General features: G+C 56.0%; 15 protein-coding genes. 12 read left to right on the top strand and 3 right to left on the bottom strand.

Annotated features, from left to right (window positions below; genetic code table 11):
• Positions 1 to 21: 21 nt before the first annotated feature.
• From AC2FIZ_RS05885 to AC2FIZ_RS05875, 3 genes are read left to right on the top strand one after another with little or no spacing between them, the layout of a single operon-like run.
• Positions 22 to 771: a biotin--[acetyl-CoA-carboxylase] ligase gene (locus AC2FIZ_RS05885; protein WP_281972819.1), complete on the top strand. Its 750-nt coding sequence runs from the start codon at positions 22 to 24 to the stop codon at positions 769 to 771.
• Positions 772 to 782: 11 nt separating this feature from the next.
• The gene (locus AC2FIZ_RS05880; RefSeq protein ID WP_142634866.1) at positions 783 to 1,562 is read left to right on the top strand and encodes a type III pantothenate kinase; all 780 of its coding nucleotides are present in this window, start codon (positions 783 to 785) and stop codon (positions 1,560 to 1,562) included.
• Positions 1,559 to 3,226, top strand: coding sequence for a ribonuclease J (locus AC2FIZ_RS05875; protein WP_496790737.1), 1,668 nt, complete (start codon positions 1,559 to 1,561; stop codon positions 3,224 to 3,226). The genes AC2FIZ_RS05880 and AC2FIZ_RS05875 overlap by 4 nt, the downstream gene beginning before the upstream one ends.
• A 6-nt stretch (positions 3,227 to 3,232) precedes the next feature.
• Here AC2FIZ_RS05875 and AC2FIZ_RS05870 read toward each other — a convergent pair whose 3' ends face one another.
• Together AC2FIZ_RS05870 and AC2FIZ_RS05865 are read right to left on the bottom strand one after the other, a co-directional pair.
• Entirely contained in the window at positions 3,233 to 3,937 is a 705-nt protein-coding gene (locus AC2FIZ_RS05870; RefSeq protein WP_496785805.1) for an NUDIX hydrolase, read from the bottom strand.
• A gap of 25 nt (positions 3,938 to 3,962) precedes the next feature.
• The gene (locus AC2FIZ_RS05865) at positions 3,963 to 4,361 is read right to left on the bottom strand and encodes a DUF983 domain-containing protein (protein WP_271950164.1); all 399 of its coding nucleotides are present in this window, start codon (positions 4,359 to 4,361) and stop codon (positions 3,963 to 3,965) included.
• 222 nt (positions 4,362 to 4,583) lie between these two features.
• Between AC2FIZ_RS05865 and AC2FIZ_RS05860 the strand changes: the two genes are divergently transcribed.
• From AC2FIZ_RS05860 to AC2FIZ_RS05845, 4 genes are read left to right on the top strand one after another with little or no spacing between them, the layout of a single operon-like run.
• Positions 4,584 to 5,051 carry an EF-hand domain-containing protein gene (locus AC2FIZ_RS05860; RefSeq protein WP_142634858.1) on the top strand — a complete coding sequence of 156 codons (468 nt, stop codon included), beginning with the start codon at positions 4,584 to 4,586 and terminating at the stop codon, positions 5,049 to 5,051.
• A gap of 6 nt (positions 5,052 to 5,057) precedes the next feature.
• Positions 5,058 to 5,672: an RNA polymerase sigma factor gene (locus AC2FIZ_RS05855; RefSeq protein WP_281994866.1), complete on the top strand. Its 615-nt coding sequence runs from the start codon at positions 5,058 to 5,060 to the stop codon at positions 5,670 to 5,672.
• Entirely contained in the window at positions 5,659 to 6,006 is a 348-nt protein-coding gene (locus AC2FIZ_RS05850; protein WP_281994865.1) for a hypothetical protein, read from the top strand. The genes AC2FIZ_RS05855 and AC2FIZ_RS05850 overlap by 14 nt, the downstream gene beginning before the upstream one ends.
• A complete protein-coding gene (locus AC2FIZ_RS05845) occupies positions 6,003 to 6,476 on the top strand; it encodes a periplasmic heavy metal sensor (RefSeq protein ID WP_496790735.1) in 474 nt (157 codons plus the stop codon). The genes AC2FIZ_RS05850 and AC2FIZ_RS05845 overlap by 4 nt, the downstream gene beginning before the upstream one ends.
• A gap of 5 nt (positions 6,477 to 6,481) precedes the next feature.
• On the opposite strand, the gene AC2FIZ_RS05840 is transcribed toward AC2FIZ_RS05845, so the two are convergent.
• Positions 6,482 to 7,903, bottom strand: a complete 1,422-nt coding sequence (locus tag AC2FIZ_RS05840; protein WP_496790733.1) for a diguanylate cyclase — start codon at positions 7,901 to 7,903, stop codon at positions 6,482 to 6,484.
• Between the two features lie 66 nt (positions 7,904 to 7,969).
• Between AC2FIZ_RS05840 and AC2FIZ_RS05835 the strand changes: the two genes are divergently transcribed.
• The 5 genes from AC2FIZ_RS05835 (at position 7,970) to AC2FIZ_RS05815 (ending at position 12,354) form a co-directional block, all read left to right on the top strand.
• Entirely contained in the window at positions 7,970 to 8,254 is a 285-nt protein-coding gene (locus AC2FIZ_RS05835) for a DUF3572 domain-containing protein (RefSeq protein WP_142634849.1), read from the top strand.
• A gap of 25 nt (positions 8,255 to 8,279) precedes the next feature.
• Entirely contained in the window at positions 8,280 to 8,975 is a 696-nt protein-coding gene (locus tag AC2FIZ_RS05830; protein WP_142634847.1) for an HAD family hydrolase, read from the top strand.
• A gap of 118 nt (positions 8,976 to 9,093) precedes the next feature.
• Positions 9,094 to 10,653 (top strand): trimethylamine methyltransferase family protein, encoded by a 1,560-nt coding sequence (locus AC2FIZ_RS05825; RefSeq protein ID WP_281972826.1) that lies wholly within the window; start codon positions 9,094 to 9,096, stop codon positions 10,651 to 10,653.
• A gap of 121 nt (positions 10,654 to 10,774) precedes the next feature.
• Positions 10,775 to 11,362 (top strand): heme NO-binding domain-containing protein, encoded by a 588-nt coding sequence (locus tag AC2FIZ_RS05820; RefSeq protein WP_281972827.1) that lies wholly within the window; start codon positions 10,775 to 10,777, stop codon positions 11,360 to 11,362.
• Positions 11,359 to 12,354, top strand: coding sequence for a diguanylate cyclase domain-containing protein (locus AC2FIZ_RS05815; RefSeq protein WP_281972828.1), 996 nt, complete (start codon positions 11,359 to 11,361; stop codon positions 12,352 to 12,354). Before AC2FIZ_RS05820 ends, AC2FIZ_RS05815 begins: the two co-directional genes overlap by 4 nt.
• Positions 12,355 to 12,356: the final 2 nt, after the last annotated feature.

Genomic DNA, 12,356 nt, shown 5'->3' with positions numbered 1-12,356 from the left:
GCGGCCTATTGTTCTTGTGACATGAGTGATTGGCCGGATGGATATGGGCTGCATGTATTGCAAGAGGTCGATAGCACTCTGAACGAAGCCGCCCGGATCGCGCCGATGGCTCAGGGTCCGGTCTGGATCCTGGCGCACCGCCAGACACAGGCGCGCGGTCGGCGCGGACGGGTCTGGACAAACCCCGAGGGAAATCTTGCCGCAACGCTGCTGATGCGGCCCGCAGGACGCCCGGAACAGGCCGCTCTGCGCAGTTTTGTCGCCGCCTTGGCCCTGTTTGATGCATGTGTGGCGGTCACCGGACGCATATCGGGTTTGTCGCTAAAATGGCCCAATGATGTGTTGCTGAACGGTGGCAAGCTTGCGGGGATACTGCTGGAAAGTACCGGGCAGGGGCGGGACGTCTCGCATTTGGCAATCGGCATCGGCGTCAATCTCGCGCAGGCACCGGCTGCAGATAAAGTCGAACCAGGTGCGCTAAGGCCGGTTTCGCTGTTGTCCGAGACAGGGGCAGATGTCACCACCGAAGACTTTTTGACCGAGCTTGCATCGGCCTATGCGCGTTTCGAGGCCCAGTTTGTAACCTACGGGTTCGAACCCATCCGCGCTGCCTGGTTGTCCCGCGCAGCTAAGCTGGGTGAGGTCATCACCGCGCGTACTGTCACCACTGAGACCGTCGGGACCTTCGAAACGGTGGACGCACGGGGTAACCTTGTCCTAAACACCGCGAAGGGCCGCGTCAGCATACCTGCGGCAGACGTATTTTTCTGAAAGGGGCAACAATGCTTCTAGCCATCGACTGCGGCAACACCAATACCGTTTTCTCGATCTGGGACGGTGAGGAATTTGTCTGCACGCTGCGCACGTCTACGCACCATGCCCGAACGGCGGATGCCTATTTCACTTGGTACTCTACGCTGGTCAAACATTATGAGATCGAAGCTGATATCACCGATGTGATTATCGCCTCGACCGTGCCGCGTGTGGTTTTCAATCTGCGCGTCTTTGCGGACCGGTTTTTTGGCTGTCGCCCATTGGTCGTGGGCAAGCCAGAGTGTCTGCTGCCTGTCAGCCCGCGCATAGACGAGGGTACGGTCCCTGGCCCGGATCGCCTGGCCAATGCTGCCGGGGCGTTTGAACGGCATGGCGGGGATGTGGTTGTTGTCGATTTTGGAACGGCCACCAACTTTGACGTGGTGTCTTCGGATGGAGCATATGTCGGCGGCATCATCGCCCCAGGTGTAAACCTGAGCCTTGAAGCGTTGCACCAGGGGGCCGCCGCGTTGCCGCATATCGACATTACACGTCCCGAAAAAGTGATCGGAACAAATACGGTTGGCTGCATTCAATCTGGCGTGTATTGGGGCTATTCCGGTCTGATCGAAGGGCTGATTGCCCGGATCAAGACGGAATACGGCATGCCGATGAAAGTCGTGGGAACCGGGGGGCTTGCGCCTCTGTTCGATCAGGCAGATGTTGGGTTTGACGCTATAGAAGACGATTTGACGATGCACGGACTGACCGTGATCCATCGCTATAACAAGGAAAATGGCTCAACATGAGCAGTGAACGACTGATCTATCTGCCCCTGGGCGGGGCGGGCGAAATTGGGATGAATGCCTATGTCTATGGCTATGGCAAGCCGGGAAAGGAGAAGCTGATCCTTGTCGATCTTGGTGTAACCTTCCCAGATATGGACACAACACCCGGTGTCGACCTGATCCATGCCGATATCAACTGGCTAAAAGAACGTGCCGACCGGCTTGAGGCGGTATTCGTCACCCATGCCCACGAAGATCATGTCGGCGCTGTGGCGCATTGCTATGACGACTTGGGCGCCCCGATCTATGCACGCGCTTTCACCGCAAATCTCGCGCGTCGCAAGATGGAAGAGAAAGCCCATCCGACAGACGCGGTTCAGACCCTGTCAGCCTGGCCTGAACAGGTGACGGTTGGCCCGTTTACAGTCGGGTTTTTGCCGGTATCGCACTCGATCCCCGAAAGTGCGGCGCTTGTCATAGACTCGCCAGCGGGGCGGATCGTGCATACAGGGGATTTCAAGCTGGATGCCAACCCTGTGGTAGGTGAACCGTTTGATCAGGACCTTTGGGCAGAAATTTCAAAGGACGGTGTGAAAGCATTGGTCTGCGACAGCACGAATGTGTTTTCATCGCATGCGGGCCGCTCGGAGTCCGAGGTAGGGCCCGAGATCACCAAATTGGTCGAAAATGCCAAATCAATGGTGGTTGCGACGACTTTTGCCTCGAATGTCGCACGGGTGAAGACGCTGGCCGAGGCTGGGCAGCGCGCGGGACGCTCGGTCGTTCTGTTAGGTCGTGCGATGCGGCGGATGATTGAGGCCGCGACGGAAACCGGTATTCTCACGGATTTTCCCAAGGTTATCAGCGCCGAAGAGGCCGTAGATATCCCGCGCCAGAACCTGATGCTGATCGTAACCGGCAGCCAGGGTGAACGCCGTGCGGCCAGTGCCCAGCTTGCACGCGGTAAATACCGCGGGATCGAGTTGAAGGAAGGCGATCTGTTCCTGTTCTCGTCGAAGACGATACCGGGCAATGAGAAGGGCGTAATCTTCATCATGAACCAGCTCAGCGAAAAGGGCGTTGATGTGGTGGATGACAGCTCGGGTCTGTATCACGTCTCTGGCCATGCCAACCGGCCTGATCTGGAAAAAGTGCACGCCATAGTCAACCCGCAGATGGTTATTCCCATGCATGGTGAACACCGACATCTGCGAGAACATGCTAAACTGGCCGAAGCGGGTGGTCGTACCGGGGTTGTGGCAGTCAATGGCACGATGCTGGATCTCAGCGGCAATGCCCCCAAGGTCGTCGACTACGTCGAGACAGGCCGAACTTATCTGGATGGATCCGTAAAGGTCGGAGCCTTGGATGGAGTTGTCCGCGACCGCATTCGCATGGCCTTGAACGGGCATGTAACCGTGACGGTTATTTTAGACGAAGAAGACGAACCGTTGGGTGAACCTTGGTGCGATACGATGGGCTTGGCCGAGACCGGAACATCGCGCGCAGCACTGGTCGAAGTTCTGGAAGAGGACCTGAACCAATTCCTCATGCGGGCGGATACCAAAACTCGGCGCGACGATGACAAGCTGGAAGAGGCATTGCGCCGGATCGTGCGTCAGACAGCAAAGACCGAGATCGGCAAAAAGCCCGAGGTGACCACGGTGATCAGCCGAATGAAGTAGGTTCGGCTAGAAGTCCTGTTCGGACATTGGATAGCCTTTGATCTGTAAGAACAGGCTTTGTTCTTCTTGATTGAGGAAGAACGGAACGCTTTGGGGTGGTTCGGGTCGTGTGACCCGGGCTGCAACTTCGGCCAGAACAACTTCGGTTATGAAGGGAAGATCAAGCTCGCGCGCCTTGTTCAACGGAACCCATTGCAGGTGAGACAACTCATCCGAAGCGCGGCCAAAGTCATCCAGATCGCCTTGCAGGGCGTCTGCATCTACCAAAAAGAATCGTGCATCAAAACGGCGCGTACGGCCGGGCGGGGTGACGGCGCGAAAAACAAACTGCAATGCCTGTGCAGAGGGCAGAAATCCTGCCTCTGCATAGCTTTGCCAGTCAATCGGCACCTCACCTGTCCAAGCGCCGGGAACTCCAAGCACCAGGCCGGTTTCCTCCCAGAGCTCGCGGATTGCGGCGGCCGCCAAAGCATTCTGCAGCCCGGGCGGAGACTGTTCAGTAAGCCGATCGCGGCAGAGCTGGGACATGTCAGCCGATAGCGGGACCAGGGCGTCCTCTGCGTCTACCGCGCCACCCGGAAACACGAATTTGTTCGGCATAAAAACGGCTTTTGCGCCCCTTTGACCCATCAAAATGGAAGGGTTCGACATCCGGTCCCGCAACACGATAACAGTTGCAGCGTCCCGTATAGCCGTTTTGTCTGTACTCATCTCAGGGCCGACCCAATCATTCCAGTCATCGGTCCGTTTCGAACCCATGCATCCGTCGTGCCCACTGATAGGCGACAACGGCCCCTTTCAGTCGCGGTAGCAGGAACAGTGTCAAGGCTGTACATCCGAAAGCAAAAATCAGGAACATGTTCAGCGGGTCAGGGCGCCACTGGACATAAGAGATGTGCAAAGCGGGCGCCAGCAGGTGACCGACCAACAGGATCGTCAGATAGGCTGGACCGTCATCCGCACGGTGATGAAACAGTTCCTGACCACAGCTGCTGCAGCTGTCATTCACCTTCAGGTAGCTGTGCAACAGCTTGCCTTCACCGCATTTTGGGCAGCGGCAGCGGAAGCCTTTGATTAGCGCAGGCCGGGTTGGACGGTCGTTCTCGGATATTGTGTCGATCGTTTGATCTGTCATTTTGAAACTCGCGCATTCAGATTGCCCTGATATTGCGCTTGTTTTGCCCCACAGAAAAGGGGGGTGCGTCGCTTTGTGCCGCGATGAGATGTCCGGAAATTATGAGGTCGATGGCAGTGAGCAACAGAAAAAATTCAAATTGGGCGACGGAAACCGAAAACTGCACCGTTTTAACCTATGTGAGCAGCGACAAACCGGTCGCGAGAAACAAAGGAAAACGATATGAAAAGCGCGAAACTTATCCCGGCCATTCTGGTATCGGCCATTGCATTGACAGGCACAACCGCCTTGGCTGTCGGTCCGAAAGGCCGAGAGGACGTGACCTTTCAAGAGCTGGACCTGAACAATGATGGTCAGGTCACGCAGGAAGAAATGCAAACCTATAGGCAACAGCGTTTCACCAATGCCGACACCAATGGCGACGGCATGTTGAGCGTCGACGAGATGCAAGCGGCTAGCCAGAAGAAGGCGAATGAGCGTGTGAATCAAATGTTCGAAAAGCACGATGCCAATCAGGATGGCCTCTTATCCGATGATGAGTTGCCCAAGCCGCGCCGTGCTGGCAAGATGTTTGACCGCATCGACGCGGACAAAAATGGCACGATCTCGGAACAGGAATTTGCCGATGCGAAAAACCGGATGGGCTGGCATCACAAAAAACGTGACAAGGCTGGCACCGACGACAGCTAATGAAGGATGCGGGACCTGAGTACCTCATCAACGGGGGCTCGCAGCCAAAGTCAGGCTGCGGGCGACCCCGGAGACGATGCATTGTTGCGGCGGTTCGCCGAGGGTGACGCTGATGCGGCACGCATTTTGACCGATCGGCTTGGGCCGCGCAGTTTTTCGGTGGCGCTCAGGCTGTTGAACGACCGGGCCGAAGCCGAAGATGTCACACAGGAAGCCATGATGCGCCTATGGAAGATGGCGCCGGATTGGGTTGCTGGACAGGCAAAGGTGTCGACTTGGCTTTACCGGGTCACTCTGAACCTGTGTGTCGATATTCGGCGGAAGAAATCGGCGGACAGTCTTTCTGATGTTGCCGAACCTGAAAGCGATGCGATCAGTGCAACCGAACACCTTCAGGATGCCGCCAGGTTGGACGCACTGCAGTTCGCGTTGGCGCAACTTCCGGACCGGCAACGTCAGGCTGTTGTCTTGCGCCACATCGAAGAGTTGCCCAATCCCGAAATCGCGGGAATCATGGATATTTCCGTCGAAGCTGTAGAGAGTCTGACAGCTCGGGGAAAGCGGGCACTGGCACAGCAGTTAGCCGCAAGAAGAGACGAGTTGGGATATGCCGATGGATGAAAATAGCGACCTGAATCACCTGTTTTTACGTGCTCGTCAAGAAAATGAGCCGTTACCCGATGCACTCGCCCTTCGTATTCTGGCCGATGCGGAAACCGTTCGTTTGCAAAGGCTTCAGAAATCACCCCAAGGGTTCTGGGCACAGGCATTGGATAGTTTCTTTGGCTGGCAGGGGATGGGAGGTCTGGCGGCCGCGGGCATTGCTGGCATCTGGATTGGATTGACTGCCCCGGCCTTTTTGCCCGATCCGGCGACGTTGCTTTATTCGCAATCCTCTGGATTTGAGGTTGCGGATATGGATCTGAATACAATCTTCCTGGAGGAAGGCGAATGAGCGAACAGTCAAAACCTAAACGCCGGTGGATGCCTGTCCTGCTGATCGTGTCCCTTGCTATCAATCTGCTAGTCATCGGTGCGGTTGTTGGCACGGTGCTGCGCGTCAGAAACAATGACCACGTCAAAGCCCCTCCGGGATTTGGATCGGCGCTTTATCGCGCGCTTCCCAAGCATGAACGCCAGGCGATGCGGGCCGAGCTTTCGGGCCTGCACCGCCAAGGTGTCGATCATCGGACGGCGGATTTTCAAGCCCTTGGCGACGCACTTCGCGCCGAACCCTTCGCGGCTGACGCTGTAGAGATTTTGTTGGGTCAGCAGGCGCAGGTGATGTCAGAGATGCAGTCTGCTTTGCAGGAACAGTGGCTGATCCGTGTGTCAGCCATGAGCCCGAAAGAACGCGTCGAATACGCTGATCGTCTGGAAGATGTGGTGCACCGAAAATCGAAAGCGGGCAGAAAACACGACTGACCGGATCAGGCTGCGTGATCCTGGACCATGACCTGATTGCGTCCCGCCTTTTTCGCAGCATACAGGGCTGTATCCGCAGATTTTATCATGTTGTCCAATGGTGCGGGTGGGATGCCCTGGCGAAACGTGTTGTCATCAGCTGTAATGAGGCCGATGCTGATTGTCACTGCGATTGGTTCGGCGGCCTCGGATAGGTCAAATGGACACTGGCAGATGTCGTCGCAGACGGTTCGTGCGATCCCCAATGCTCGAGGCCCCGTAGTTTCAGGCAGACCGATCAAGAATTCTTCGCCACCGATCCGTGCCACAAAGCCGTCAGAACCAATGGAATTGCGCATGCGCTCGGCTGTTTCGATCAAGACCTGATCGCCTCCGGCATGGCCAAACTTGTCGTTGATTGATTTGAAATGGTCCAGATCGGCCACCATCACGGTAAACCCGAGCCCGGTCTGCGCAGACTGCCGGGCGATTTGCTTCAATGCTCGCATTGCATAGCGGCGGTTATGCAGGCCGGTCAGTGGATCCACCCAGGATTCCGCGATGCCACGCCGCAAAGAATCCCGCATCTGGTCAATTCGGCTTTTGCGGGCGAGCTGGTTATCAAGCCGCAACAGAGTTTCACGGGGGCAGAACCCCGCCATACAGATGGCATCCGCGCCACGATCCAGCGCTTCGGCAGCCAGAGACGCGTCATCCTTTCTCAAGATGCCGATCAGCACCGTGTGCCGTGTTGCCCCGCGCGATTTCAAATCCGCCAGAATACTCAGGCCTGAAGATTCGCCATCAATTTCGACAATAATCGCGTCCGGGATGGGGCCAGAAAGCAGGCGGTGAAGGTTCGATATCGTGTGAATTGACAGACTGTGATGCGTATGTTCGGACAGCGCCTTCTGCCAAAGTGCCCCGGTTTTAGCGGATTGCGTCAGTAGGGCGGCGCGCGCAGCTTTGGGTGGCGTAGCAAAGGCGCTTGTCGCTTCGGCAAATCCCAAACATGGCGATCCGCTATTGTCTTGCAATTCCTGCGTATCGGCGCGTGCCCGTAACAAGCTGCGAACCCGAGCTAACAACAACGTGTCCTTGAACGGGTGCGCCAATACATCGTCCAACCCATCTGACAATGCCCTCAACCTAGCGGATTTGTCGTTTTGCGGCGCGATAGCGACAATGGGTATATCCGCCAGATCCGGGTCGGCCATTACCACTTTCTTGACATCAGCCGCCGTTCCATCCGGCAATGACTGCGCGGTTAAGATCAAATCGGGGCGCACACGTTTCAGCAGCCCATCAAGACCCCGCAGATTTTCCCCCTGTGCGACGTGATACCAGGCTGCAGTAAGCTGTACCTTCAGCATAATTCGATTGGTTGAGGTCCCGTCCAGGACAAGGATCGTTCCTTGCACCGACATATCAGTCACCGTTGATTGCATGCGTTGCTAAAGTGTTTATGACTCTGGTTAACAAACCCTTTCCAATATCAGATCAGGGGCTTCTTTATGCCAATTTCCGCTCAATCCGCCGAAACGCTGGCGCTGAATGCCCTTGCCTGGCTTGTGGGCAATGATGACCTGCTGCCTGTATTTCTGGGTTCGACGGGGGCTTCGGTGCAGGACATCAAAGACAGGGCAGCAGAGCCGGAGTTTCTGGGCTCTGTTCTGGATTTTCTAATGCTTGACGATTCGTGGGTAGTCGAGTTTTGTGACGTCAATTCTGTGCCGTATGATCAGCCGGGCCAGGCCCGCGCCTTGTTGTCCGGCGGCGCGGAAGTTCATTGGACCTGAAAGCCTACCGGGCAGGAGTTTCACAATGCCAATCCAAGCCATCCTGTTTGACAAAGACGGTACCCTGTTTGATTTCGCGGAAACCTGGGGCTCGTTCGGGCGCAATTTTTTACTGCGAGTGACGAACGGAGATCATGCCCGGGCGGCCGAGCTTGGGCAGGTGATCGGCTTTGACCTCGAACAGGTTGCCTATTCTGAGGACAGTGTTGTCATTGCGGGCACCGTCGAAGAAATCGCCGAGGTTCTAGAGCCGCACCTCCCGGAAATGCCGCGCGAAGAGTTGGTGGATCTGTTGAATGCCGAGTCGGCCTCATCTCCGCAAGCCCAGGCCGTTCCACTTATCCCGTTCCTTGAGGGGCTGCGTGAGGCAGGGCTGAAACTGGGTGTTGCGACCAATGACGGAGAAATGCCCGCATCCGAGCATCTTTCGTCTGCAGGAATCCGCGAACATTTCGATTTTGTCGCCGGTTATGACAGTGGGCACGGATTCAAGCCAGGCCCGGGTCAACTCTTCGCCTTTGCGCAGCATGTGGGGGTAAACCCAGAAAACATAGCAATGGTGGGCGACAGCCTGCATGATCTGCAGGCCGGACGGGCAGCAGGTATGAAGACGATCGGGGTTCTGACGGGTCTGGCGCGTGCAGAAACGCTCGAAGCGATGGCCGATGTCGTCTTGCCAAACATCGGACATATACCTGCTTGGTTGTACGAAAATGCGTGATCGGGCTGTGAATTCGGCGGTTCAGACGTCGAAACCGACATAGCCTGTCGCAGACAGAGCGGCCAACAGTACGCGTTCGGGGCTTGCTTCTAGAAAGCCAAGTTCCGAGGAGTGTCCAATGACCGACAAGAAAGCACGCAGAGGTCGCAGCGGAGGACGGGCCGGTGCCGCCGAGAGACGGGGCGCAGCGGTTATTGATCAGATGCCGTGGAGCCCTCCGATCAACACCGACAAACCAACCGAACCGTTGGACGAGATCGGCGTCGCGGCGATCCACGAGGGCGCAATGCGGATTCTCGAAGAGATCGGGATCGAGTTCTACAACGAAGAGGCAATCGGAATCCTGCGTGAGGCCGGATGTACGATCAACGGCGACAACGTTCGAATGGGCCGGGACTTTGTCATGGAAATGGTGCGTAAAGCCCCATCCACCTTTACCATCACACCGCGTAATCCCGACCGCGCAATCGAGATCGGGGGCAAAAACCTGCTGTTCGGAAATGTGTCGTCCCCGCCGAACTACTGGGATATGGAGATTGGCACCAAGGTACCGGGAAATCGCGAGATGTGCCGGAACCTGTTGAAGCTGACGCAGTATTTCAACTGTATCCATTTTGCCGGCGGATACCCGGTCGAGCCAGTGGATATACATGCCAGCGTCCGGCATCTGGATGTTCTGTACGACAAGCTGACTCTGACCGATAAGGCGATGCATGCCTATTCGCTGGGCAAGGAACGCGTCGAAGACGTCATGGAAATGGTGCGGATTGCAGGGGGTCTGAGCCATGAAGAATTCGAAGCCAAGCCGAGGATGTATACCAACATCAACTCGACCTCGCCGTTGAAGCACGATCAGCCCATGATCGACGGTTGCCTGAGGTTGGCGCGGCGCGGGCAGGCGATTGTTGTGACGCCGTTCACCTTGGCCGGGGCGATGGCCCCCGTCACAATGGCCGGTGCAGTAGCGCAATCCCTGGCTGAGGCTCTGTGCGCGATTGCATTGTTCCAATATGTGCGACCAGGGATTCCTTGTGTCATCGGTACGTTCACCTCGAATGTGGATATGAAATCTGGTGCTCCGGCTTTTGGAACGCCGGAATACATGCGGGCGACACAGATGACCGGCCAGATGGCCCGATTTTACGACCTGCCCCTGCGGTCTTCGGGTGTCTGCGCGGCAAACGTTCCGGATGGCCAATCTGTGTGGGAGACCTCGAACTCATTATGGGCGGCGGTGCAATCGGGCACCAACATGGTCTATCACGCTGCAGGTTGGCTTGAGGGTGGCCTGATCGCAAGCCCTGAAAAGTTCATTATGGATTGCGAGATATTGCAGCAAATTCAGCGGTATATGCAGCCGGAATTGACGGCAACCGGCCCTGACGAGATTGCTCTGGATGCAATCCGGTCAGTCGGCAATGACGGGCATTTCTTTGGCATTCAGCACACTCAGGATCGCTATACCACGGCGTTTTATCAGCCGTTTCTGAGTGACTGGAAGAACTATGAGGGTTGGGAAGTCGCAGGAGGCGTCTGGACCGCTGAGCGCGCGCATCACATGTTCAAGGAAATCATCACCAGCTTTGAAGCTCCGTCAATGGATGAGGGCATCCGGGAAGAGCTTGCCGACTTTGTCGCACGACGCAAAACCGAAGGCGGAGCGCCGACAGATTTCTAGCGTAATCTCAGTCACTTCCACTTCGATACTTGCGTGAATTCTATGTGGTGACGCCCGCGTGTTGGGTGTTTGTTAACAAATTTCAGAGCACACTGCGTGAGAAACCAATTTGAGGTCTCTCATGCATGGTCTGATCAACCGGGCGATTCAATCCTTTGTTGCGGTGACCTACGGGCAGCCGTGCTGGATGCGCGTGTTGGATTCAGCCGAACTGGGCTTTGCCGAGTTCGAGGCCATGCTTGTTTACGACGATGATATTACCGAGCAGGTATTGGATAAGGTATGCACGGTCCTGAAACGTTCACGCAGTGACGTTCTTGAAGACCTGGGAACGTACCTTGTGTCTCATCCCAACATGGAAGACCTGCGCCGTCTGTTGCGATTTGGCGGTGTCAGCTATCTGGAATTTCTCCATTCGCTTGATGATCTGTCTGACCGGGTCAGATTGGCCGTATCGGATCTAAATCTTCCGGCACTTGAATTGCACGAGCTTTCATCGACGGAATACAGATTGTCCTGCCATCCAGGCCTGCCTGGCTTTTCAAGCGTCATGGTTGGTGTATTGCGCGCGATGGCTGATGATTACGGGGCTCTGGCTATGCTATCGCATGAGGGCCAGCAGGGTGAGATCGAGTTTATCTCAATCGTTCTGGTAGAAAGCGCTTTTTCAGAAGGTCGGCATTTTGATTTAGGGGCGCGAAAACCATGATGAACGCGAATAATCTGGCAGAGCTTTTGCAAACCCTGTGCCCGATGTTTTTGTTGGTGAACGAGGATGGGAAAGTGACCCGCGTCGGATCAACCTTGCAAAAGCTGCGCCCTGAAAAGCCGATGGAAGGTCAGAGCTTTCTGGATATCTTTGAGCTGCTTCGCCCTAGGGCGGTTACCACGGTTTCAGGCTTGATGTCACAGGCTGGCACCAAGTTACAGCTCAGGTTCCATGACGCCCCGCGCACAGCATTGAAGGGCCTTATCGCTCCGCTGCCCAAAGGTAAGGGGGCGGTCATCAATCTGTCTTTCGGAATATCGATTTTGGATGCGGTTCGGGACTATGCCCTGACCAGTGCGGATTTCTCGGGCACTGATCTGGCGATCGAATTATTGTATCTGGTCGAGGCGAAATCGGCAGCGATGGAGGCGTCCAGATCTCTGAACCTGCGCCTTCAAGGGGCGATGCTTGCCGCCGAGGAAAAGGCATTTACAGATACACTGACGGGGCTGAAAAATCGCCGGGCGATGGATGTTCTATTGGATCACATGATCTCGTCCAAATCTCCATTCGCGCTGATGCATCTGGATCTTGATTTTTTCAAATCGGTCAATGACCAATTCGGGCATGCCGCGGGCGACTATGTGTTGCAACAAGCGGCGCGGATCATGGGTGAGGAAACCCGCGGAGACGATACAGTGGCGCGTGTCGGCGGGGACGAATTTGTAATTATATACAAAGGATTGACGGACGAGGGTGTTCTCTCTGCAATCGCCAGCAGGCTGATCGAACGTCTGCGGGAACCGATGAAGTTCGACAACGTGTCGTGCCAGGTTTCAGCCAGTATAGGCACGGCGCTTTCGACCCAGTTTCCATCGCTTAAACCTGCTGAGATTTTGCATGCGGCAGACCTTGCCCTGTATGCGGCCAAGCGAAATGGCCGGTCTCGCCACTGTCTATATTCGCAGCTTGTGGATCACTCACACAGATAGGT

The sequence above is a fragment of the Ruegeria sp. CDSB022 genome (assembly GCF_059611145.1).
Note: the sequence above shows the minus strand (reverse complement) of the source record. Positions and strands in the feature narration are given on the sequence as shown.

What these genes read in the sequence shown, in the direction of transcription:
- AC2FIZ_RS05885 (WP_281972819.1), top strand. Translation starts at nt 22, where the DNA reads ATGAGTGATTGGCCGGATGGATATGGGCTGCATGTATTGCAAGAGGTC.
- AC2FIZ_RS05880 (WP_142634866.1), top strand. Translation starts at nt 783, where the DNA reads ATGCTTCTAGCCATCGACTGCGGCAACACCAATACCGTTTTCTCGATC.
- AC2FIZ_RS05875 (WP_496790737.1), top strand. Translation starts at nt 1,559, where the DNA reads ATGAGCAGTGAACGACTGATCTATCTGCCCCTGGGCGGGGCGGGCGAA.
- AC2FIZ_RS05870 (WP_496785805.1), bottom strand. Translation starts at nt 3,937, where the DNA reads ATGAGTACAGACAAAACGGCTATACGGGACGCTGCAACTGTTATCGTG.
- AC2FIZ_RS05865 (WP_271950164.1), bottom strand. Translation starts at nt 4,361, where the DNA reads ATGACAGATCAAACGATCGACACAATATCCGAGAACGACCGTCCAACC.
- AC2FIZ_RS05860 (WP_142634858.1), top strand. Translation starts at nt 4,584, where the DNA reads ATGAAAAGCGCGAAACTTATCCCGGCCATTCTGGTATCGGCCATTGCA.
- AC2FIZ_RS05855 (WP_281994866.1), top strand. Translation starts at nt 5,058, where the DNA reads ATGCGGGACCTGAGTACCTCATCAACGGGGGCTCGCAGCCAAAGTCAG.
- AC2FIZ_RS05850 (WP_281994865.1), top strand. Translation starts at nt 5,659, where the DNA reads ATGCCGATGGATGAAAATAGCGACCTGAATCACCTGTTTTTACGTGCT.
- AC2FIZ_RS05845 (WP_496790735.1), top strand. Translation starts at nt 6,003, where the DNA reads ATGAGCGAACAGTCAAAACCTAAACGCCGGTGGATGCCTGTCCTGCTG.
- AC2FIZ_RS05840 (WP_496790733.1), bottom strand. Translation starts at nt 7,903, where the DNA reads ATGCAATCAACGGTGACTGATATGTCGGTGCAAGGAACGATCCTTGTC.
- AC2FIZ_RS05835 (WP_142634849.1), top strand. Translation starts at nt 7,970, where the DNA reads ATGCCAATTTCCGCTCAATCCGCCGAAACGCTGGCGCTGAATGCCCTT.
- AC2FIZ_RS05830 (WP_142634847.1), top strand. Translation starts at nt 8,280, where the DNA reads ATGCCAATCCAAGCCATCCTGTTTGACAAAGACGGTACCCTGTTTGAT.
- AC2FIZ_RS05825 (WP_281972826.1), top strand. Translation starts at nt 9,094, where the DNA reads ATGACCGACAAGAAAGCACGCAGAGGTCGCAGCGGAGGACGGGCCGGT.
- AC2FIZ_RS05820 (WP_281972827.1), top strand. Translation starts at nt 10,775, where the DNA reads ATGCATGGTCTGATCAACCGGGCGATTCAATCCTTTGTTGCGGTGACC.
- AC2FIZ_RS05815 (WP_281972828.1), top strand. Translation starts at nt 11,359, where the DNA reads ATGATGAACGCGAATAATCTGGCAGAGCTTTTGCAAACCCTGTGCCCG.